Origin of the sequence: Streptomyces regalis (assembly GCF_001509475.1) — a bacterium.
GTDB lineage: Bacteria > Actinomycetota > Actinomycetes > Streptomycetales > Streptomycetaceae > Streptomyces > Streptomyces regalis.
Window position 1 is genome coordinate 1 of sequence record NZ_LLZG01000424.1, and the last position, 21,111, is coordinate 21,111.

Sequence of the window (21,111 nt, forward strand, 5' to 3'; positions counted from 1 at the left end):
GTAGCGGGGTGGGCGAGCGGTGCGGGAAGTCACCGGCGGTGGTGAGGTGGGCAAGCGGTGAGTGACCGACCTTCTGCGGGGTGCCGGGATCGGTGGAGGACGGCGGGGAGCGCGCACCGGATCCCGCCGCTGGGCGGCCGCACCCGCTGACGGTGCTCGGCTGCACCTGTGTCGACCCACGCTGCTCCGGTTCCTGCCCTGATCGCCCGGGGCGTGGTGCCCGGTTCTGCCGGGTCGGTCGCTTCTACCGTCTCGGCGGGGCCGTGCGGCTTACGGTCACCCCATGGAGGGCTCACCGGCTCCGGTCTGCCGCCGTCCGCCATGGCCTCCGGTGTCTCCGGCGACCTGCGCCGTTTTTGTCCCCCCATGGCCGGTCGCCCGGGTGCGTTGCCCGGCTCCGCCGTGGCCGGTCGTCTCAGCCGCTGCCCGATGGTTGCGCGGCTTCCCTGCCGACCGTGGAGGGGGGAGCCGCGCCGCCTGCCCTGGTCCGGTCGCTTCTACGCCTTCACCGCCGCTGTTCCTCGCGAGGCCGCTCCGGACGCGTTGTCCCGCCCGCCTCCGGCATCCTGCCCGCCGCTTCCGGTCGGTGCCGCCCCTCGGCTCCCCGTGGTCCGCGCCCCCACTTCCTGCGATTCGCTCTCTTTCTTACAACGGTCGGCTACCGGTCTCCCGTAGCCCGCTTCCACGGCTTCGCCGTGGACCCCGGTGCTGTTGGTCCGCTCGACCTTGCTCCCGCTGCGCATCTTCGCCGCCGCGACGGCGCTCAACGCAACGCCGGCCTCCCCTGGGCCGGACCGGCCGGAACCCCCGAGGGGGACCGAGTGTCAGTGGGGCGTGGCAGGATCGGGGGCGTGGCAGAGACAGCATCGAAGCAGACCGACAACAGCCCCGGCGGCAGCCGACCGCGCCTGATGCTCATGGACGGGCATTCGCTGGCCTACCGTGCGTTCTTCGCGCTGCCCGCGGAGAACTTCACGACCGCGACGGGCCAGCCGACGAACGCGATCTACGGCTTCGCGTCGATGCTGGCCAACACGATCCGTGACGAGGCGCCCACCCATTTCGCCGTGGCGTTCGACGTGTCCCGCAAGACGTGGCGCTCCGCGGAGTTCACGGAGTACAAGGCGAACCGCTCCAAGACCCCGGACGAGTTCAAGGGCCAGGTCGAGCTGATCGGTGAGCTGCTCGACGCGATGCACGTGTCGCGGTTCGCGATCGACGGCTTCGAGGCCGACGACGTGATCGCCACGCTCGCCACCCAGGCCGAGGCCGAAGGCTTCGAGGTGCTGATCGTCACCGGCGACCGTGACTCCTTCCAGTTGGTCAGCGAGCACACGACGGTGCTGTACCCGACGAAGGGCGTCTCCGAGCTGACCCGCTTCACCCCGGAGAAGGTCTTCGAGAAGTACGGATTGACGCCCGCCCAGTACCCCGACTTCGCGGCCCTGCGCGGCGACCCGTCCGACAACCTGCCGGGCATCCCGGGCGTCGGCGAGAAGACCGCCGCGAAGTGGATCAACCAGTTCGGCTCGTTCGCCGAGCTGGTCGAGCGCGTCGAGGAGGTCAAGGGCAAGGCCGGGCAGAACCTCCGCGACCACCTGGAGTCGGTCAAGCTCAACCGCCGGCTGACGGAGCTGGAGCGCAACGTCGAGCTGCCCAAGACCGTCGCCGACGTCGCGCGCGTGCCGTACGACCGCAAGGCCGTCGCGATGATCCTGGACACCCTGGAGATCCGTAACCCCTCCCTGCGCGAGCGGCTCTTCGGCGTCGACCCCGGCGCCGAGGAGGCCGAGACCACACCGATCGCGACCGACGGCGTGGAGCTGGACGGCGCGGTGCTCGGCACCGGCGAGCTGGCCCCCTGGCTGGCCGAGCACGGCGGTGAGCTCCTCGGCGTGGCCACCGTCGACACCTGGGCGCTGGGCACCGGCTCGGTCGCCGAGGTCGCGCTCGCCGCGGCCGGGGGCGCCGCCGGCTGGTTCGACCCGTCGCAGCTCGACGAGACCGACGAGAAGGCGTTCGCGGCCTGGCTGGTCGACGCCGGCAAGTCGAAGGTCTTCCACAACGCCAAGGGCGCGATGCGGGTCTTCGCCGAGCACGGCTGGAGCATCGCCGGCGTACGCATGGACACCGCGCTCGCCGCCTACCTGGTCAAGCCGGGCCGCCGCTCCTTCGATCTGGACGCGCTGTCCCTGGAGTACCTCCACCGCGAGCTGGCCCCCGCCGCCGCGGCCGACGGACAGCTGGCCTTCGGCACGGACGACGGCGCCGAGGCCGAGGCTCTGATGATCCAGGCCCGCGCGGTCCTCGACCTGGGCGAGGCCTTCGAGAGCCGCCTGGAGGAGGTCGGCGCCGCGGAACTCCTGCGTGACATGGAGCTGCCTACCTCCGCCCTGCTGGCCCGGATGGAGCGGCACGGCATCGCGGCCGACCGGGCCCACCTGGAGGCCATGGAGCAGATGTTCGCGGGCGCCGTGCAGCAGGCCGTGAAGGAGGCGCACGCGGCGGCCGGGCACGAGTTCAACCTGGGCTCGCCCAAGCAGCTTCAGGAGGTCCTCTTCGGCGAACTCGCCCTGCCCAAGACGAAGAAGACGAAGACGGGCTACACGACGGACGCCGACGCCCTGGCGTGGCTGGCGACCCAGACTGACAACGAACTGCCGGTCATCATGCTCCGCCACCGCGAACAGGCGAAGCTGCGCGTCACCGTCGAGGGCCTGATCAAGACGATCGCGACGGACGGCCGTATCCACACGACGTTCAACCAGACGGTCGCGGCGACCGGCCGACTCTCCTCGACCGACCCGAACCTGCAGAACATCCCCGTCCGCACGGACGAGGGCCGGGCGATCCGCAGGGGCTTCGTCGTCGGCGAGGGCTTCGAGTCCTTGATGACCGCGGACTACAGCCAGATCGAACTGCGCGTGATGGCCCACCTGTCCGAGGACGAGGGCCTGATCGAGGCGTTCACCTCCGGGGAGGACCTGCACACCACGGCCGCCTCGCAGGTGTTCGCCGTGGAACCCGCCGCGGTGGACGCGGAGATGCGCCGCAAGATCAAGGCCATGTCGTACGGCTTGGCCTACGGACTGTCGGCCTTCGGCCTCTCCCAGCAGCTGAACATCGACGCGGGTGAGGCCCGCGCCCTGATGGACGCTTACTTCGAGCGCTTCGGCGGCGTACGGGACTATCTGCGCCGCGCAGTCGACGAGGCACGGGCGACGGGCTACACGGCGACGCTCTTCGGCCGCCGCCGCTACCTCCCCGACCTCAACAGCGACAACCGTCAGCGCCGCGAGGCGGCCGAGCGCATGGCCCTCAACGCCCCCATCCAGGGCACGGCGGCGGACATCGTCAAGATCGCCATGCTCAACGTCGACCGGGCCCTGCGCGAGGCGAACCTCACCTCCCGCATGCTCCTCCAGGTCCACGACGAAATCGTCCTGGAAATCGCCCCCGGCGAGCGCGAGACCGCGGAAGAACTGGTTCGCCGAGAAATGTCCAACGCCGTCCACCTCAACGTCCCCCTGGGCGTCTCGGTAGGCGCGGGCCCGGACTGGGAATCAGCAGCCCACTAGCTCCGGCGGCAGCACCACCTCTCAATGCCGGGCCAGTCCCCGGACAGGCCCGGCATTGTGGTCGCTTCGGCATTCCGCCGGTTCAACCAATGGTTGGCGGCACTGCAGCGCCCCAAAGGGGCGCGGGGAACTGCGCGACCAGCCACAACAAACCCGCAGCCCCGAAAGCCACCGCACCCGGCACACGCAAGGGCCCCGGCCCAACCCCTGGAGGGACCGTCACTCGCGTGGCCCCCGCAAAAGCGCCCCCCGCCCCCGCCGCCCGTAAGGATGCGGACATGGGTATACGCACGCTCCACCGCCGGACGGCCCCGGCACCGGCGCAAGCGAACGCCGAGAACGCACCGTCCACAGCGCACCCGCCGGTCCCGGCGGTCGCCGCCGACGCAAGCACCGCCCGCACCCCGGCCGACCTGATGAGCACCTTGCGGCACACGGCAACAACACTCCGCCGCCGCCTCGCCCACCGGACACAAGGGTGGGCCGAGCTCACCCGCAGCTACCTGTCCCTCGCCCTCACCCTGCTCCCACGGTCCCACCCCGGAGGGACCGTCACCGTGTTCGTCGCTCCCGTCGGCCTCCTCACCGAGCCACCGGACGGCTCGGCTCCTTACTGGCCTCACCCGCACCCGCACTGCCAGGGCCCGGGACCGGACGCCACACCCTGACGCCCACGGCGTACAGCAGCAGCCCGAGGACGAGCCCCGCCCCCGCACCGAAGCACAGGGTCGGAATCAGCTCCCAGTACTTGGCGGTCGATCCCCAGTACTCCCACCAGCGCGACGCCCGCTGCACCGCCGCCACCGCGGCGAGCCCGCCGATCACCGCCCCGGCCAGCCACCGGTCCCGTACCGAAAGCACCGCAACCCCGACCGGCGCGGCCGCACGCGTCCGCCGTAGCGCCACGAACACGAACGCGGCGATGACGACCGCGGCGACCGCCGAACCGCCGTACTGCAGATACCAGTACAGAGGTGACCCCGCGATTTCCTCGCCCAGGACGGGAAACAGCCGCATCCCCCAGCGGTCGAGATGCGTGAACGCGTCCCACACGACATGCGTCAGCGCGCCGAGCGCGGCCGAGACATACCAGCGCACCGCCGACGACAGCCGTACACGCGCGCGTGGCGCCCCGCAGCGCAACAGTGTGGCCACCCGCGCCTGTCGCGGCACCGGCAGCAGCGCCACCAGCGGTTCGCGCAGCAGCAGCCACAGGCCCACCAGCGCCCAGGCGATCACCACGTCGACGGTGAAGACGCCCGCGAACGAGTGCGTGACATCGCCGAACTCCATCGCTCCTGACAGGACACTCGCCGCGTAATAGGTCATGTCGGGCGAGAAGGAACCCGCCACCAACACGGCCGGTACGAGCGCGCCCCGGCCGGTTCCGTCGGTACGTACGGCAGGCAGTACGGCCGCCGCATGGCTCAGCGTGAACGGCAACGGGGCTCCTTGTGCGGGGGGTTGACGGGAACGGTCGGCCCCGGTCGTCGGCGGGGCCGGTGGCAGGGGCGTACGACGGCCAGTATGCGGGACGTCCGACGGGCGGACCGGAAACGCCCAACTGGTAAAAATCGGGCACCAATGGGTGCCCGTGCAAAGGAAGTTGTCGTAGGGTCGCCTGGGTCACCCTGCCGGGGCGTGCGGTCGAACGCGCGAACGGCGCATGAAATCGCGCCGCGAGGGCAACTGTCGCGGCGAGTCGATCGTCACAACAGGGGCGGGCCCCGCATGGCGGGCCCGGCAGACAGAGACGGGCGCTCGGGCGTCCACGGGAGGGGTTCGCTCTATGGCGGCGCAATTCGGCAGGCTGCGCAAGGGGGCAGTGAACACCACGGTGGCCGCGGTCGTGGTCGCGGCACTGGCCGCGTCCCAGGCTCCGGGAGTGACGACCGACGACGCCGGCAGAAAAGTCACCACCGGAACCCAGCCCTCACCGGACACACCCGCCGAGGACAGCGCGACCGGCAACTCGCCGTACTACACGGACCTGCCGCCGCTCAACAGCCCCAGCCCCTCGCCCTCGCCCAGCACCCCCGTCACCCCGGGTGCTTCCGAGGCGGGCATCCCCGCGACCGTCCTCGACGCCTACAAGAAGGCCGCGACCGCGCTCCAGGAGGCCAAGCCCGGCTGCAACCTGGAATGGCAGCTTCTCGCCGCCATCGGCAAGGTCGAGTCCGGTCAGGCCCGCGGCGGCCGCGTCGACGCGAACGGCACCACGATCACCCCGATCCTCGGCCCGCAGCTCAACGGCAACGGCTTCGCGAGCATCAGCGACACCGACAACGGCGCCTACGACGGGGACGCCTCGTACGACCGTGCCGTCGGCCCCATGCAGTTCATCCCCTCCACCTGGGAGTGGGCCGGCCGCGACGGCAACGCGGACGGCAAGAAGGACCCCAACAACGTCTACGACGCCGCGCTCGCCGCCGGCCACTACCTGTGCCGCTTCGGCTGGGACCTGTCCACCCAGAACGACCTCAGCAGCGCGATCCTCAGCTACAACAACTCGCAGGACTACCTGAACCTGGTCCTGAAGTGGCTGGAGTACTACCGCAAGGGCACCCACGAGATCCCGGACGGCACCGGCACCCTCCCGTCCGACCGCAGCGACGACAGCGCCGGAGCCAGTCCCTCGCCGTCGCCCACACCGCCCAGGACGCCCAGCACCCCCGCCAAGCCCGGCGGCAACGGCGGCTCCACGAGCCCGAAGCCGACCCCACCGAGCACCACCCCACCGAGCACCACCCCGCCGAGCACGACGCCTCCCACCCCCACCGACACGGTGGACCACCTGCAGGACGCGGGCACCGCGAAGCTCACCGCGATGGCGGGCGACGCCTTCACCGAGAAGATCAGCGCCCGCGCCGAGACCGAGGCCGGCAAGGGCGTCGCCAAGGTCCGGATCCGTTTCACGATCATCGGTCAGACCGACGCCACCTTCGCCGGCGGCGAGAAGTACGCGGCCGCTCTCACCAACAGCGCCGGTGAGGCGGTCGCGCCCGCACTGCAGGCGGGCGAGGACACGGGCGAGTTCGTCGTCCGCGCCACCCTGGTCGGCCGTTCGATCCCCGGCCTCGACTACACGGCCACCGTCACCGAGCGCGCCGCCGACACCCTGACCCGCACCAGCGACACCGAGCTGACCTGCACCCCGGGCGGCGAGTTCGCCGACCAGGTCGAGGTGAAGGCGACCTACAAGGGCGCCGTGGCGGACAAGGTCGCGGCCACCGCCACGCTCATCAAGTCGGCGGACGACCCGACCGAGAACGACAAGGGCCCCTACTTCAAGGACGCCGACGGCAAGACCGTACGCACCCTGACCGGCCTCACGACGGACGCGAACGGTCTGCTCAAGCTGCCGAAGCTGTACGCCGACGACACCACCGGCACGTTCCTGCTCCGCATCAACACCGCGGGCGGCGCGACCCTGACCGTCGAGCTGAAGGTGGTGGCGGCCGAGACGACGCCCACCCCGACCCCGTCGGAGTCGACGTCCGAATCGGCATCGCCGAGCCCGACCGCGTAGGCACCGGACGAGACGACGACGAAGGGCGCCCCTCCGCCACGGCGGACCGGGCGCCCTTCGTTGTGTGTGCAACGTGTTCTCATCTCGCCCGCCCGTTGCTACGGTGCCGTTCCTGACGATGTATCAGTTCCGCGGTCCTGAAGGTTCCGTCCGCCGGGAGGCAGGCATGCGCGCCCTGATCGCCGCCGCGACCGGTCTCGCCGTCGCGCTCGCCCTGGTGCTCACCCTCACCGCGCTCGGCACCCCCGCCGGCGAGACGTCCCCCAAGCCGCTGCTGACGACGGTGCCCGCACACCCGTGACCGCCCGCCCGGGAGGGAGGCCGAGATGCGCCGCAAGGCCGGCCTGATCCTGCTCGCCCTCGCCGTGTTCTTCGCGGCACTGTCCCCGCTGGTGCGCTGGTACGCCTTCCCGCGCCTGGCCAAGATCCCGGCCGGCCAGTACCAGGACATGGTCCTGGAAGCGAAGGACGCGACCCTCCTCGACTACGGCACGATGAAGGCCCGCAAGGTCTCCAAGGTCACCATCGTGCAGACACTGAAGGGCAACGTCGAAGCCTCGGAGAAGATAGAGAAGACGGCCGGGAAGGACGTCGTCGTCTGGGACGGCCTGTCCTATGTGGTGGGCCCCGACGGCAAGATGGTCTCCAAGATCCCCGAGCGCTACATCTTCGACGCCCACACCCAGGAACCCGTCCACGCCACCGGCGAGATGGTCGACGACGACCCGGTGAAGCGGCAGGGCATCGAGTTCAAGTGGCCCTTCCTGACGGAGAAACGGGACTACGAGTACTTCGACGCACAGGCGCGGGTGACGGCCCCCATCCACTACAAGGGCACCCAGAACTTCCGCGGCGTCGAGGTCTACTACTTCGAGCAGACCATCCCGTGGACCAAGGTGAAGTTCCCCAGGGCCATGCCGGTCGAGGGCATCACACCCGAGTCGGTGGCCAAGACCGGCACGACCCGCTGGTACACCACGGTCCGCAAGTTCTGGGTCGAACCCCTCACCGGCGCACCCGTCTACGGCGAGGAGATCCACCAGGAGGAGCTGCGCGGCGGCACCCTGCTCGGCGGCCGCGACAAGGTGACGGCGTTCGCGGGCCACGTGAAGATGCGCGAGGACTACATCGACCACACGGTGGACCTGGTCAAGTCCAACCGCACGCTGGTCCTGCTGATGACGTCGTATCTCCCGTGGGGCTTCCTGACCCTGGGACTGCTGCTCCTGTCGTTGTCCCTCTACCTGGAGGCACGCAGCCGCCGCCCCGGCGACCCGGAGCCGACGAAGGACACCGAGCCCGAACCGGTCACCGCCTGAGGCGGGCGTTGGTGTGCCGGGTCGGCTCTGCGGTGGCGGGGTCCTCGGGCCACGGATGCTTCGGATAACGGCCGCGCAGCTCCGCCCGTACGCCCTGGTAGCCGTCCCTCCAGAAGGAGGCGAGGTCGGCGGTGACGGCGGCCGGGCGACCGGCGGGGGAGAGCAGATGGACGAGGAGCGGCACCCCGGCGACGGAGGGCGACTCGTGCAGCCCGAACATTTCCTGCAGCTTCACGGCGAGGACGGGCTGTTCGGGGGTGCCGTAGTCGATCCGAATTCTGGACCCACTCGGTACGGTGATCCGCTCCGGGGCGAGCTCGTCGAGCCGCCCGGCCTCCCCCGAGGCCCACGGCAGCAGCCTGGTGAGCGCCTCCCCGGCGTCGATCCGCGCCAGGTCGGCCCGCCGCCGCGCCCGGCTCAGCTCGGGCTCCAGCCACTCGTCCACGCGCGCGTGCAGCGCGTCGTCACAGACGTCGGGCCAGGGCGCACCGAGATGCAGATGCAGAAAGGCGAGCCGCTGCCGCAGTACGCCGGCCTCGGCGGACCAGCGCAACAGGCCGAGTCCTTCCTGCCGTATACCTTCGAGCAGCGCGATCCGTACGAGGCCGGGGTCGGCGTCGCGCAACGGCCGCACCGCCAGCTCGATCGCCCCCAGCCGCTCCACGCGTCGCGCGACGACGTCCCCGTCGGCCCAGTGGACCTCCTGGGCCTCCGAGTGCAGCGACGGCGCCGCCGACCGGGCCATGTCCTCGTCCACCGCGGCGGCGAGCTGCACACGCGCGTGCCCCTTGCCGACGGGCCGGTCGGCGACCGCGACGGCGATCCAGGGAGCTCCGCGCAGGGCCGATCCGTCGGGGAGTTCGGCACGGGTGCCGGAGGCCATGAGGTAGGAGCCGCCGTCGGCCTTGGCGATGCGCTCAGGGAACGCGAGGGCGGCGACGAGCCCGGCAAGGTGGTGCTCCGCGGCCTCTGCGGTACGAGCGTCGCGGCTGGGCGCGTCGGCGGATTCCGTGGCCAGGGACCGCAGCCGCCGCACCTCCGCACGCCACCGCGCCGCGTACGCGTCACCCCCGCTCCGGGCCGCGCGCAACGCGCCGGCGAGATCGTCCCCGTACCCGCGCGGCGCCTCCTCACTGAGCAGCGCCACCACCTGCGCAACCCGGTCGGAGGCCCCCGCATCCAGCAGAGCCCGCCCCAGCCGGGGATGCAGTCCCAGCCGAGCCAGCCGCACACCCCGCTCCGTGGCCCTGCCGGCGGAGTCCACCGCGCCCACCCCCGCGAGGGCGGCCCGCGCCGCCGCCATGGCCCCGCTCGGCGGCGGATCCAGCAACGCCAGCCCCGTGGCCCCCGGGTCACCCCAGCACGCCGTCTGCAACGCGAACGCGGTCAGGTCGGCCACCTTGATCTCCGGCGACGGGAACCGCGGCAGACGCGCGTCCTCGGCCTCCGCCCAGCAGCGGTACACCGCCCCCGGTGCCTCACGCCCTGCTCGCCCCGCCCGCTGCCGCCCGGCCGCCTGCGAGGCCCGTACCGTCGTCAGGGCGCTCAGCCCGCGCGCGTGGTCGACGCGGGGCTCCCGCGCCAGCCCCGAGTCGACGACGACCCGCACACCGGGAACCGTCAGCGACGACTCCGCCACGGACGTCGCCAGCACCACCCGGCGCCGCTCCCCGCCCGCCAGCACCGCGTCCTGCACGGCCGCCGGCGCCCGCCCGTGCACCTGGAGCACCTCGACGTCCCCGAGGGCCCCCAGCTGCCCGGCCACCCGCGCGGTCTCGCCCACACCGGGCAGGAAACACAACACATCTCCCGCCCGCTCGGCCAGCGCCCGTCGCAGGACCGACGCCACGTGCGTCAGCAGCGCCGGGTCGACGCGCATGCCGTGCGGGGGCCGTACGGGCCGCGTCGGCGGCGCCCACACCACCTCCACGGGATGCGACACGCCCTCCGCCTCGACGACCGGTGCGTCACCCAGCAGCCGTGCCCACCCTTCCGCGTCCGTCGTCGCCGACGCGGCCACCAGCCGCAGCTCCGGCCGCAGCGTCTGCCGTATGTCCCACAGGAACGCCGCCACCGTGTCCGCGTCGAGATGCCGCTCGTGGCACTCGTCGAGCACCACCACGTCCACGCCCGCCAGCTCCTGGTCGCGCTGCAACCGCTGGAGCAGCACACCGGTCGTGACGACCTCCACGCGCGCGTGGCGCCCGACGACCCGCTCCCCGCGCACGGTGTAGCCGACGCTCTCGCCGACCTTCTCGCCCAGCAGCCACGCCATCCGCCGCGCGGCGGCCCGGGCCGCGATCCGCCGCGGCTCGGCGACGACGACCCGTCGCGCAGGCCGGTCGCCGAGCAGCCCCGCCAGCGCCAGCGGCACCAGGGTGGTCTTGCCGGTGCCGGGCGGCGCGACGAGCACCGCGGTGCCGTGCGCGTCCAGAGCGTCGGTCAGGCCGGGCAGGGCGCCGCGTACGGGCAGCGCGTCCAGGGCGTCGTAACGGATCACGCTCTCAGTCTCGTACGCACACGAAGATCGCCGTCCCCGGGATCAGGTTCCCGCGCAGCGGCGACCAGCCGCCCCACTCCGAGCTGTTCCAGGCCGGCCACTCCGGTTCGACCAGGTCCACCAGCCGGAACCCCGCGGCCACGACTTCCCGCACCCGGTCGCCGACCGTGCGGTGGTGCTCGACGTACACCGCGCGGCCCACCCCGTTCTCGATGTACTGCTCGACGTACGGCGTGCGGTCGAAGTAGGAGGAGGAGACGGACAGGCCCTCGGGGCCCGGCTCGTCGGGGAAGGCCCAGCGGATGGGGTGGGTGACGGAGAAGACGAAGCGTCCGCCCGGCCGCAGCACCCGCCGCACCTCCCGCAGCACCAGCACCGGGTCGGCGACGAACGGCAGCGCCCCGTACGCCGAGCAGGCCAGGTCGAAGGAGGCGTCGGCGAAGGGAAGGGCGCCCGCGTCGGCGCAGACCAGGGGGAACGTGCCGCCGATGCGCAGGGCGTGCTGCAGCTGGCGGTGGGAGAGGTCCAGGGCGATCGGGCGCGCCCCCTGCACGGCCAGCCAGCGCGAGCACTGGGCGGCGCCGGCGCCGATCTCCAGGACGTCCTTGCCCTTGAGGTCCTCCGGCGGGCCGAGCAGCTCGGCCTCCACCTCGTCCAGGCCCTCGGGGCCCCACACGAAGCGGTCGTCGCCGAGGAACGTGCCGTGCTCGATCTGGTACTCGTCGGCGTTGCGGTCCCACCAGCCCCGGTTGGCCCGGGAACTCTCCGCGACACCGGCGTCGCGCCTGGTGGCCTCCGCTTCGGCGGAGGCGTCGGACGCGATCTCGGGCGATACGGGCTCTTGGATGATGGGCTCCCTCGTCGTACTCTTCCGTCACCTGAATGGCGCGGCCCCTCCCGGTGGTGTCACGCAAGAGGTGCTCCGAGGCCTGCGTGGCCTCAAGGCTGTGTCTGATCTGCGGCTACCGCCGCGGGGGTTTTGTGCCGGGTATGCGGCGATCCGCCCCGGGTGTGCGGCTTCGCGCATTGACCCTGCCCGGCTGCCCCCGTATGCTACAAGTTGCGCTGCGGGCCTGCGCACCTCAGACGTAGCAGGCTGCGCTCGCATCTGTTGTAGTCCCCTCGGTTGTCGAGGCGCATCACCAGCGTTGGTGAGGCGCTTCCTTGGCTGTCCGGCTTCTTCAGAGCGATACGGGCTCCCGGCGTAGCAGTACCTACGACTTCAATGTCCGTACCGGAGCCCTTTCCCACATGACGAGCAGCACCGAGACCACCGCCACCACCCCGCAGGTTGCGGTCAACGACATCGGTAACGAGGAAGCCTTCCTCGCCGCGATCGACGAGACGATCAAGTACTTCAACGACGGCGACATCGTCGACGGCGTCATCGTGAAGGTCGACCGGGACGAGGTCCTGCTCGACATCGGTTACAAGACCGAAGGCGTTATCCCGAGCCGCGAGCTCTCGATCAAGCACGACGTCGACCCCAACGAGGTCGTCGCCGTCGGTGACGAGATCGAAGCCCTTGTTCTCCAGAAGGAGGACAAGGAAGGCCGCCTGATCCTCTCGAAGAAGCGCGCCCAGTACGAGCGTGCCTGGGGCACCATCGAGAAGATCAAGGAAGAGGACGGGATCGTCACCGGTACCGTCATCGAGGTCGTCAAGGGTGGTCTCATCCTCGACATCGGCCTCCGTGGCTTCCTCCCGGCCTCCCTGGTCGAGATGCGCCGCGTTCGCGACCTCCAGCCCTACGTGGGCAAGGAGCTCGAGGCCAAGATCATCGAGCTGGACAAGAACCGCAACAACGTGGTCCTGTCCCGCCGTGCCTGGCTGGAGCAGACCCAGTCCGAGGTCCGCCAGACGTTCCTCACCACCCTGCAGAAGGGTCAGGTCCGTTCCGGCGTCGTCTCCTCGATCGTCAACTTCGGTGCCTTCGTGGACCTGGGTGGCGTCGACGGTCTGGTCCACGTCTCCGAACTCTCCTGGAAGCACATCGACCACCCGTCCGAGGTTGTCGAGGTCGGCCAGGAAGTCACCGTCGAGGTCCTCGACGTCGACATGGACCGCGAGCGTGTCTCCCTGTCGCTGAAGGCGACGCAGGAAGACCCGTGGCAGCAGTTCGCCCGGACCCACCAGATCGGTCAGGTCGTCCCGGGTAAGGTCACCAAGCTGGTTCCGTTCGGTGCGTTCGTCCGCGTGGACGAGGGCATCGAGGGTCTGGTCCACATCTCCGAGCTGGCCGAGCGCCACGTGGAGATCCCGGAGCAGGTCGTCCAGGTCAACGACGAGATCTTCGTCAAGGTCATCGACATCGACCTCGAGCGCCGCCGCATCAGCCTCTCGCTGAAGCAGGCCAACGAGGCCTTCGGTGCCGACCCGGCCTCGGTCGAGTTCGACCCGACCCTGTACGGCATGGCTGCCTCGTACGACGACCAGGGCAACTACATCTACCCCGAGGGCTTCGACCCCGAGACCAACGACTGGCTCGAGGGCTACGAGACCCAGCGCGAGGCGTGGGAGCACCAGTACGCCGAGGCGCAGCAGCGCTTCGAGCAGCACCAGCAGCAGGTCATCAAGAGCCGCGAGGCCGACGAGGCTGCTGCCGCCGAGGGCGGCGAGGCTGCGGCTCCGGCCGCGGCCGGTGGCGGCTCGTACTCCTCCGAGGGCGCCGACCAGTCCGGCGCGCTGGCCTCGGACGAAGCGCTTGCCGCGCTGCGCGAGAAGCTGGCCGGCGGCCAGAGCTGATCGCTGCCGCTGAGGCTTAGCCGTTGACTGAAGGGCCGCACCTGTAGAGGTGCGGCCCTTCAGCGTTGCCGGGAAAAGGCCCGTCGGTCGGCTGCGGGCCGGTGGGGGCTTGTCGCGCCCACGCGGCGGAGCCGCATATCGATACAGCCCCGCGCCCCCAGAGGGCTGCCCATCCCGGCAAGATCATGTGTCCCTCCTCCGGGAATGCCCGCGCCCGTAAGGGCGTTGTCACGTACGGACACAAGGAGGAGCGGTCACAGTGCTTGATCCGCAGGGTTTGTACGCATGGGAGCCGAAGGGCCTGGCTGTCGTCGACATGGCGCTCGCCCAGGAGTCGGCCGGCCTTGTCATGCTCTACCACTTCGACGGATACATCGACGCGGGTGAGACCGGCGACCAGATCGTCGACGGGCTCCTGGAGTCGCTGCCCCACCAGCTCGTCGCGCGCTTCGACCATGACCGGCTGGTGGACTACCGCGCCCGCCGTCCGCTGCTGACGTTCAAACGCGACCGCTGGGCCGCGTACGAGGTGCCCGCCATCGAGGTGCGGCTCGTGCAGGACGCCACCGGGGCGCCCTTCCTGCTGCTGTCCGGACCCGAGCCGGACGTGGAGTGGGAGCGCTTCGCCGCGGCCGTCCAGCAGATCGTGGAGCGGCTCGGGGTGCGCCTGTCGGTGAACTTCCACGGCATCCCCATGGGGGTCCCGCACACGCGCCCGGTCGGCGTCACCCCGCACGGCAACCGCACCGACCTGGTCCCGGGTCACCGCAGCCCCTTCGACGAGGCGGAGGTGCCCGGCAGCGCCGAGGCCCTGATCGAGTACCGGCTCATGGAGGCCGGGCACGAGGTCCTGGGCGTCGCCGCGCACGTCCCGCACTACATCGCCCGCTCGGCGTACCCGGACGCGGCCCTGACGGTGCTGGAGGCCGTCACGGCGGCGACCGGACTGGTCCTGCCCGGTATCGCGCACTCCCTGCGCACGGAGGCCCACCGCACGCAGAACGAGATCGACCGCCAGATCCGCGAGGGCGACGAGGAGCTCACCAACCTCGTCGAGGGCCTGGAGCACCAGTACGACGCCATCGCCGGCGCCGAGACCCGCGGCAACATGCTCGCCGAGCCGGTGGACATCCCGTCGGCGGACGAGATCGGGCGGGAGTTCGAGCGGTTCCTGGCGGAGCGGGAGGGCGAGAACTGAGGCAGGGGGCTGGTCCTGCCGGGTGCGTCGTCGGTGGCAGGGCTTAGGGCCTGTCCGGCGGATCATGCCGGCGTCGCGGGGCCTCCGCGAGCGCCGAACCCGTCGCGGCGGGCTGGGAGGCACTCCAGGTGGGCGCCGTGTTCGCGGTGGCTTGCCTGCTCGGCATGCCCATCTGCGGCGTTGTCGTCGGTTGCAACCGGCCTGATCCGCCGGACAGGCCCTAAGCTTCCCGTCATGCTGAAGGTGGGCCTGACCGGGGGCATCGGAGCCGGTAAGAGCGAGGTGTCGCGGCTGCTCGTCGAGTGCGGGGCCGTGCTGATCGACGCGGACCGTATCGCGCGCGAGGTCGTCGCGCCCGGCACGCCCGGTCTTGCCGCCGTCGTGGAGGCGTTCGGCGAGGGGGTGCTCACCGAGGACGGCAGCCTGGACCGGCCCAAACTGGGCTCCATCGTCTTCGCCGACCCCGACCGGCTCGCCGTACTGAACTCGATCGTGCACCCCCTCGTCGGCGCCCGCTCCCGCGAGCTCGAAGAGGCAGCCGCCGAGGACGCCGTCGTCATCCATGACGTCCCGCTCCTCACGGAGAACGGCCTGGCGCCGCTGTACGACGTCGTGGTCGTCGTCGACGCCCGTCCCGAGACCCAGCTCGACCGGCTCGTCAGACTGCGCGGCATGACCGAGGAGGACGCACGCGCGCGTATGGCCGCGCAGGCGACGCGGGACAAGCGCCGGGAGATCGCGGACATCGTGATCGACAACGACGTACCACTGGAAGAGCTTCAGCGGCGTGTGAAGGACGTATGGGACGAGCTGGTGCGCCGGGCCCACGGGGCGCAGGGGGAGCGGTAGCCCCAGTCGTCCCAGGAATAGGAGCACGTCGTTCGCGCGTTGAAATCCTCCAGCGAGGGAAGGACTTTGCCGTGCCCGAGACCAGCGGTTCGACCGGACGTACTCCGGAGACGCATGTCATCGACTTCCGCGCCGCCGAGCATCTGCTCGCCGCGCGGGATCCGCGGGGCGCGGTGAAGCTGCTCGACGGAGTCATCGCCGTGCACCCAGAGAACACCGCCGCCCGGCTGCTGCGCGCGCGTGCCTTCTTCGCCGCTGCGCAACTGCGGCCCGCCGAGCTGGAGTTCACCATCGTCCTGGAGCGCGAGCCGGACAACGCGTTCGCGCACTTCGCACTCGGTCGCACCTACGAGCGCCAGGGCCGGCCCGACCAGGCCAAGCGACACTTCCGGCTGGCGGCCGCGCTCGATCCGAACCCGGACTACCTCAAGGCGGCACGGTTCGACGCGTGAGCGGCGAGCGGGGGCGGCGGGTCGGCCGGTGCGACTAGGGGTGGCGGTTCTCCGGCGGGGGCGGCCGGTAGGGGCGGTCCTCGGGCGGGCGATACGGCGGGATGTCGCGGCCCGGCTGGTAGTGCGGGCCCTGGTGGATGTGCCTGAGGACCATGGTCATGTCGATCGTGATCACCAGCCACAGGACCCCACAGGCCGCCGCCCAGCCGGGGCGGCCGGTGAGCGCGAACGCGGCGGTACCGAAGGTCGCCCAGACCAGGCCCCACAAGCAGAGCCAGAAGCGGGCGCGCAGTGCACTGCGCGCCGTCGTCGGCTCACTGCCCGTACGCATCGCCCATCACCACTCCTCCTTGAAACGTACTCCTCGTTCTCCTCGCAGGGGGCCACGTGCTGCCGGACACCGATGAACTGGCCGAAGTGCTGCTCGACCTCGGTGTACCCCACGAGGACATCAACGACCTCGTACGGATGGGCCGGCGGCTGACGGACGACCCTGAGCTGCGGCAGATCCTCGAGCGGTCCGTCGGCGAGCTCGTCCAGGGGATGGGGGAGGCCGGCCGGCCGGTCGACCTGCCCGACCTCGACTGGGCCTCGGGCGCCCTGCAGCGCTGCTTCCCGGTGTACGTCTTCGTCGCCGCGCTGCCGTACACGCGCGCGTACCACCGCGAGCGCGGCATCCCGGCCGACGTCTCCCGGCGTACCCTCGTCGACCTCGGCCGGAACATGGCCGTATACCGCAGGCGGTACGGCCGGGCAGGCGTGCAGGCTCCCTGGTGGCTCACCCATCACTTCCGCGGCGAGCTGTACCAGCTGGGGCGCTTGCAGTTCGAGCGGGCGCGGCTCGGGCAGCGGACCGGGGCGCGGCTCGCGGCGGCCGGGCTCGAGGCGGGTCCGCACGCACGCTGCCTCAACCTGCACATCCCCGACTTCCACGGGCCGCTGTCCCCGGCCGCCGTCGACCGGTCCGTGGCCCTGGCCCGGGGGTTCTTCGCCCGCCACTTTCCCGAGGAGCGGTACCGGACGGTGACCTGCCACTCCTGGCTGCTGGACCCGCAGCTCAGGAAGTACCTTCCCGGGGACTCCAACATCGTCCGCTTCCAGGAGCGTTTCAGCGTGGCCCGCGAGGACATGGAGCCGGCCGACACCGAGCCGGTCCAATTCGTCTTCGGGGACCCGGAGTTGCCGGTCGAGAGCCTGCCGCGCCGCACGGCCGTGGAACGGGCCGTCGGGGACCATCTGCGGGCGGGTGGGCACTGGTACATCGGGCACGGGTGGTTGTCGTTCGACGGGGGTGGGTGAAATTCCGTCGGCAATTCCGGTCGTACGGCGATGAGTTCCGCGGCGTCCCTCGGTCTACCTCTGTGACCGCACCACGGACCACCGCTGCACTCAGGAGAACCCCATGTCCGAGAGCTCCGTCCCCGTCACGTCCGCCTCCACCGGCACCCTCGTCGCCGAGTCCACGACCGCCCGCGGCCGCCGGGCCCGTATCGCCCTGCGAGGCCTGCAGGTGCTGCTCGCGCTCTTCATGGGCATCGCGAGCGCCGTGCCCAAGCTGATCGCGCACTCCTCCGCGGCAGACATGTTCGACGAGCTCGGCTGGGGCAGCGCGGGCATGTACACCATCGGTGCCCTCGAACTCGCCGGAGCCATCGCGCTGTTGATCCCGGTGCTGCAGTCGATGGCGGCCATGGCGTTCATCGCGCTGATGGTGGGCGCGTTCGTCGTCCAGATCGCCGCCTTCGACGCGCAGTACGCCGCGACACCGCTCATCCTGATCGTGCCGTTCGCCCTGATCGCGTGGGCGCGGCGCGACTCCAACGCACAGCTGCTGCGGCTACTGCGACGACGGGCGTGAGGTATGAGGGCGGTGGCGTCCGGTGAGGGCCTTCCAGGCCTTACCGGACGCCACCGCCGTGCGGTCACCGACCGTCCGGACCCTTCGGCCCGCCCATCAGCCCGCGCAGCCGTTCCATCTCGCGCCGGTCCCGTTTGGTCGGCCGGCCCGTGCCGCGGTCGCGGATGCCGGCCGGGGCGACGGCCTCGCGCGGCGGGGGAGGGGGCGAGTTGTCGACGTAGCATTGGACGGCCACCGGCGCGCCGACCCGCTTGCGGATGAGCCGCTTGACGATGACGATCCGCTCCCGGTTCTCCTGCCGCACGCGCACCTCGTCGCCGACGCGCAGCGAGTGGGCGGGCTTCACGTTGTGGCCGTTCACGCGCACGTGCCCGCCCTTGCAGGCGGCGGCGCCCAGGGAGCGGGTCTTGACCAGGCGTACGGCCCAGATCCAGCTGTCGATCCGCACGGGCTCGCCGCTCTGCGGGCCTGCGGCCTCGGCGGCGGTCACGGCGGCGGCGATCTTCGGGTCGACGGCCGGCTCCGCGTTCGTCGCGTCCGGCTGTGCGTCGCCCGTGCTGCCGCTCTTCTCCTCGTCGTCCTCGGAAGCCATGCCTCGACCTTAGTCCCCGTACGGGGCGGCGACGGCTTTACGGTGGAGCTGTGGAAGCCCTCGCCGATCTGGACGCGCGGATCGCGGGCTGCCGGGCCTGCCCGCGGCTGGTCGCCTGGCGTGAGGAGGTGGCCCGCACCAAGCGCGCCGCCTTCGCCGACCAGACGTACTGGGGCCGCCCGGTGCCCGGCTTCGGCCCGTCGGACGCCCGGCTGCTGATCGTCGGGCTCGCCCCGGCGGCGCACGGCGGCAACCGCACCGGCCTGGGGGTCCCCCCTTTGGGGGAGTTCACCGGGGACCGCTCGGGGGACGTGCTGTACCGGGCGCTGTACGACGTGGGCCTCGCCTCGCAGCCCACATCGGTCGCCGTCGACGACGGCCTGGAGCTGTACGGCGTACGCGTCACGGCCCCCGTGCACTGCGCCCCGCCCGCGAACAAACCGACCCCGGGGGAGCGGGAGACCTGCCGGGCCTGGCTCGTGCAGGAGCTGAGGCTGCTGCGGCCGACGGTGCGGGCGGTCGTCGTCCTGGGCGCCTTCGGCTGGCAGGCGACGCTGCCCGCGCTGGCGGAGGCGGGGTGGAGGGTGCCCCGGCCGCGGCCCGCCTTCGCGCACGGGGCACGGGTCGCGCTCGACGGGCTTGACGGCCCTGACGGCCTCGCGGGGCTCGAACTCTTCGGGTGCTTTCACGTCAGCCAGCGCAACACCTTCACCGGCAGGCTGACGCCCGCGATGCTGCGGGCGGTGCTGGCCACGGCGGCCACGGCGGCGGGGCTGCCAGGGATGCCGCACGAAGGTTAGGGTCACCGGATGGCTCTCTATCCGGAGATCGAGCCGTACGACCACGGCATGCTCGACGTCGGTGACGGCAACCGCGTGTACTGGGAGACCTGCGGGAACCCGCGGGGCAAGCCCGCGCTCGTGCTGCACGGCGGACCGGGTTCCGGTGGCAGCCCCTACTTTCGGCGGCTCTTCGATCCCGCCGCGTACCGGATCGTGCTGCTGGACCAGCGCGGCTGCGGGCGTTCGACGCCGCACGCGAGTGCATACGACACGGACATGAGCGTCAACACGACGGCTCATGTCCTCGCCGATCTGGAGCTGCTGCGGCGGCACCTGGGGATCGGGCGGTGGCTGGTGTGGGGCGCGTCGTGGGGCGCGGCGCTGGGGCTGCGGTACGCGCAGACGCAGCCTGAGGTCGTGTCCGAGGTGGTGCTGACCGGGGTCGCCACCGGGTCGAACCCCGAAGTCGCCCTGCTGACCCGGGGGTTGGGGCGGATCTTCCCGGAGGCGTTCGAGCGGTTCGTGGGTGAGCTGCCGGTCGGGGAGCGGGACGGCAACCTCGCCGCCGCGTACAGCCGGCTGATCGAGTCGCCCGACCCTGCCGTGCGGGAGCGGGCGGCGCGGGCCTGGACCGACTGGGAGACGGCGACGATCCCGGCGCCGCCGGGCTCGGTGGAGCGGTTCGAGGATCCGCGGTTCCGGATGGGCTTCGCCCGGACCGTGACGCACTACTGGGGCAACGACCACTTCCTGGGCGCGGGCAACGACGAGGGGGTCGTCCTGCGGGATGCCCCTCTGCTGACGGGCATCCCGGGCACGCTGGTGCAGGGCAGCCTCGACTTCGGGAACCTGCTCGGCATCGTGTGGCGGCTCCATCACGCCTGGCCCGGGAGCGAGTTGGTGGTGATCGACGAGGTGGGGCATGACGCCGGGGCGCCGGGGGTGGCGGAGGCGCTGGTGGCGGCGACCGACAAGTACGCGGGGCGTTAGGGCAGTTCCTCGGCCGCCTCCTCGCCGAACAGCTGCCGTACCGTCGAGCGGTAGTTGGTCTGCACGTGGGTGAGTGCGTGGGCGCGGGCGCGGTTGGGGTCTCCGGAGGCGATCGCCTCGTACAACTCCCGGTGCTCCACGAGGAGTTGGGGCCATTCCTCGTTCCGCCGGGTCATCCAGCGCAGACGGCCGGCTACCGGTTCCAGGGCCTCGATCAGCAGCTTGTTGCCCGCCATGGCCACGATGCGGTCGTGCAGCCGGCTGTTGACGTCCGTGATGGTCTCCGCGTCGCCCGCCTCGGTCGCGGTGGCCGCCTGGTCGAGGAGCCGCTCGGCCTCGGCCAGGTCCTGAGGAGTCGCACGGGACGCGGCCAGTCCCGCCGCGTACACCTCCAAGGCCTCGCGCAGCTCGAAGAGCTCCTTGACGTCGGCCGGGGCCAGCCGGCGTACGACCGTACGGCGTGCCGACTCGAAGTGGACGAAGCCCTCGGCGACCAGGGCCCGGATCGCCTCGCGGACCGGCACCCGCGAGACCCCGAGGCGCTCGGCCAGCTCCCGCTCGACGAGCCGGTCGCCGGGCCGGAGGCGGCCCACGATGATGTCCTGCCGCAGGGTCGCCAGGACGCGTTCCCGTACCGCGCCCAGGGGTTCGATCTTCGTCGTGGAGCTCATGGGGCCATCTTCGCCGACTCGGGGTGTGTTTTACGGAGCGTTAACAAG

18 protein-coding genes are annotated in these 21,111 nt (G+C 71.5%); 12 read left to right on the forward strand and 6 right to left on the reverse strand.

Going from position 1 to position 21,111, the window contains the following annotated elements; translation table 11 throughout:
* Nucleotides 1-851 precede the first annotated feature (851 nt).
* Nucleotides 852-3,578: a DNA polymerase I gene (gene polA / locus ADL12_RS49015; RefSeq protein WP_062715739.1), complete on the forward strand. Its 2,727-nt coding sequence runs from the start codon at nucleotides 852-854 to the stop codon at nucleotides 3,576-3,578.
* 582 nt (nucleotides 3,579-4,160) lie between these two features.
* Here polA and ADL12_RS49020 read toward each other — a convergent pair.
* On the reverse strand, nucleotides 4,161-5,021 hold the full coding sequence (locus ADL12_RS49020) for a DUF4184 family protein (RefSeq protein WP_062715740.1): 861 nt from the start codon (nucleotides 5,019-5,021) through the stop codon (nucleotides 4,161-4,163).
* Nucleotides 5,022-5,367: 346 nt separating this feature from the next.
* Between ADL12_RS49020 and ADL12_RS49025 the strand changes: the two genes are divergently transcribed.
* The 3 genes from ADL12_RS49025 to pgfA all read left to right on the forward strand — a co-directional run bounded on the left by ADL12_RS49025 (nucleotide 5,368) and on the right by pgfA (nucleotide 8,426).
* Nucleotides 5,368-7,107 (forward strand): lytic transglycosylase domain-containing protein, encoded by a 1,740-nt coding sequence (locus ADL12_RS49025; RefSeq protein WP_062715741.1) that lies wholly within the window; start codon nucleotides 5,368-5,370, stop codon nucleotides 7,105-7,107.
* 166 nt (nucleotides 7,108-7,273) lie between these two features.
* Complete coding sequence (locus tag ADL12_RS53630; RefSeq protein WP_107120235.1) at nucleotides 7,274-7,408, forward strand: SPW_0924 family protein; 135 nt, start codon at nucleotides 7,274-7,276, stop codon at nucleotides 7,406-7,408.
* A 25-nt stretch (nucleotides 7,409-7,433) separates the two neighbouring features.
* Nucleotides 7,434-8,426, forward strand: a complete 993-nt coding sequence (pgfA, locus tag ADL12_RS49030; protein WP_062715742.1) for a cell envelope lipid trafficking protein PgfA — start codon at nucleotides 7,434-7,436, stop codon at nucleotides 8,424-8,426.
* Here the strand turns inward: pgfA and hrpB are convergent.
* Complete coding sequence (hrpB, locus tag ADL12_RS49035) at nucleotides 8,416-10,926, reverse strand: ATP-dependent helicase HrpB (RefSeq protein WP_062715743.1); 2,511 nt, start codon at nucleotides 10,924-10,926, stop codon at nucleotides 8,416-8,418. The genes pgfA and hrpB overlap by 11 nt on opposite strands.
* A gap of 4 nt (nucleotides 10,927-10,930) precedes the next feature.
* The gene (locus ADL12_RS49040; RefSeq protein ID WP_079052700.1) at nucleotides 10,931-11,776 is read right to left on the reverse strand and encodes a class I SAM-dependent methyltransferase; all 846 of its coding nucleotides are present in this window, start codon (nucleotides 11,774-11,776) and stop codon (nucleotides 10,931-10,933) included.
* A 401-nt stretch (nucleotides 11,777-12,177) separates the two neighbouring features.
* On the opposite strand from ADL12_RS49040, the gene rpsA reads away from it, so the two are divergent.
* The 4 genes from rpsA (at nucleotide 12,178) to ADL12_RS49060 (ending at nucleotide 16,170) form a co-directional block, all read left to right on the forward strand.
* Nucleotides 12,178-13,671, forward strand: a complete 1,494-nt coding sequence (gene rpsA / locus ADL12_RS49045) for a 30S ribosomal protein S1 (protein ID WP_062715745.1) — start codon at nucleotides 12,178-12,180, stop codon at nucleotides 13,669-13,671.
* 259 nt (nucleotides 13,672-13,930) lie between these two features.
* Nucleotides 13,931-14,869 carry a PAC2 family protein gene (locus tag ADL12_RS49050; protein ID WP_062715746.1) on the forward strand — a complete coding sequence of 313 codons (939 nt, stop codon included), beginning with the start codon at nucleotides 13,931-13,933 and terminating at the stop codon, nucleotides 14,867-14,869.
* A gap of 234 nt (nucleotides 14,870-15,103) precedes the next feature.
* The gene (gene coaE / locus ADL12_RS49055) at nucleotides 15,104-15,718 is read left to right on the forward strand and encodes a dephospho-CoA kinase (protein ID WP_062715747.1); all 615 of its coding nucleotides are present in this window, start codon (nucleotides 15,104-15,106) and stop codon (nucleotides 15,716-15,718) included.
* Nucleotides 15,719-15,789: 71 nt separating this feature from the next.
* A complete protein-coding gene (locus ADL12_RS49060; protein ID WP_062715748.1) occupies nucleotides 15,790-16,170 on the forward strand; it encodes a tetratricopeptide repeat protein in 381 nt (126 codons plus the stop codon).
* A gap of 34 nt (nucleotides 16,171-16,204) precedes the next feature.
* On the opposite strand, the gene ADL12_RS49065 is transcribed toward ADL12_RS49060, so the two are convergent.
* Nucleotides 16,205-16,501 (reverse strand): DUF6343 family protein, encoded by a 297-nt coding sequence (locus ADL12_RS49065; protein WP_062715749.1) that lies wholly within the window; start codon nucleotides 16,499-16,501, stop codon nucleotides 16,205-16,207.
* Nucleotides 16,502-16,557: 56 nt separating this feature from the next.
* On the opposite strand from ADL12_RS49065, the gene ADL12_RS49070 reads away from it, so the two are divergent.
* Nucleotides 16,558-17,469 (forward strand): acyltransferase domain-containing protein, encoded by a 912-nt coding sequence (locus ADL12_RS49070; protein WP_062715750.1) that lies wholly within the window; start codon nucleotides 16,558-16,560, stop codon nucleotides 17,467-17,469.
* Nucleotides 17,470-17,572: 103 nt separating this feature from the next.
* On the forward strand, nucleotides 17,573-18,028 hold the full coding sequence (locus tag ADL12_RS49075) for a DoxX family protein (RefSeq protein ID WP_062715751.1): 456 nt from the start codon (nucleotides 17,573-17,575) through the stop codon (nucleotides 18,026-18,028).
* Between the two features lie 64 nt (nucleotides 18,029-18,092).
* Here the strand turns inward: ADL12_RS49075 and ADL12_RS49080 are convergent, their stop codons facing one another.
* Nucleotides 18,093-18,620, reverse strand: coding sequence for an RNA-binding S4 domain-containing protein (locus ADL12_RS49080; protein WP_062715752.1), 528 nt, complete (start codon nucleotides 18,618-18,620; stop codon nucleotides 18,093-18,095).
* A gap of 50 nt (nucleotides 18,621-18,670) precedes the next feature.
* On the opposite strand from ADL12_RS49080, the gene ADL12_RS49085 reads away from it, so the two are divergent.
* The gene (locus tag ADL12_RS49085) at nucleotides 18,671-19,420 is read left to right on the forward strand and encodes a uracil-DNA glycosylase (RefSeq protein ID WP_062715753.1); all 750 of its coding nucleotides are present in this window, start codon (nucleotides 18,671-18,673) and stop codon (nucleotides 19,418-19,420) included.
* A gap of 9 nt (nucleotides 19,421-19,429) precedes the next feature.
* Nucleotides 19,430-20,392, forward strand: a complete 963-nt coding sequence (gene pip, locus ADL12_RS49090; RefSeq protein WP_062715754.1) for a prolyl aminopeptidase — start codon at nucleotides 19,430-19,432, stop codon at nucleotides 20,390-20,392.
* Here the strand turns inward: pip and ADL12_RS49095 are convergent.
* A complete protein-coding gene (locus ADL12_RS49095; protein ID WP_062715755.1) occupies nucleotides 20,389-21,063 on the reverse strand; it encodes a GntR family transcriptional regulator in 675 nt (224 codons plus the stop codon). The two genes, pip and ADL12_RS49095, sit on opposite strands and share 4 nt — an antisense overlap.
* Nucleotides 21,064-21,111: the final 48 nt, after the last annotated feature.